Origin of the sequence: Teichococcus oryzae (assembly GCF_008386565.1) — a bacterium.
Taxonomy (GTDB): domain Bacteria; phylum Pseudomonadota; class Alphaproteobacteria; order Acetobacterales; family Acetobacteraceae; genus Pseudoroseomonas; species Pseudoroseomonas oryzae.
The window spans coordinates 1-574 of sequence record NZ_VUKA01000084.1 but is presented as its reverse complement, the minus strand read 5'-3'; the positions used below and the strand labels follow the sequence as shown (position 1 = coordinate 574).

The 574-nt window shown below is 69.3% G+C and carries 1 pseudogene; it reads right to left on the bottom strand.

From position 1 onward, the window contains the following. Nucleotides 1–574, bottom strand: a pseudogene (locus F0Q34_RS21630) (error-prone DNA polymerase); the annotation flags it as partial.

The following is a 574-nucleotide window of genomic DNA, read 5'->3' as shown; positions in this document are numbered from 1 at the left end:
CCTCGCGGATGGCGGAGCGGGCGCGGTAGCGGATCACGGTGCCGGCGATCGCCGCCCGGTGTCGGCCATAGCGCTGGTAGATGGACTGGATCACCTCCTCGCGCCGCTCATGCTCGAAATCGACATCGATGTCCGGCGGCTCGCCTCTAGAGGCCGAGACGAAGCGCTCGAACAGCAGGTCGTGCTTGGCCGGGTCGACGGCGGTGATGCCCAGCACATAGCAGCAGGTGGAGTTGGCGGCCGAGCCGCGCCCCTGGCAGAGGATCCCCTTGTCCCGGGCAAAGCGCACCACCTCATGCACGGTGAGGAAGTAGGGGGCATAGCCGAGCTGGGCGATCAGTTGCAGCTCATGGTCGATGCGGGCCTGGATGTCCTCCGGGACGCCGCGCGGCCAACGCTCGGCCGCCGCCTCGGCCATGCGCCGCGCGAAGGTCTGCTGCGGCGTGCGGCCGGGCTCGAGGATCTCGTCCGGATATTCGTGGCGCAGCTGGTCCAGGGAAAAGCCCCGCGTCGCCTCCAGCACACGCAGCGTGCTGTCCAGCGCCTCGGGATGGTGGGCAAACAGCCGCGCCAT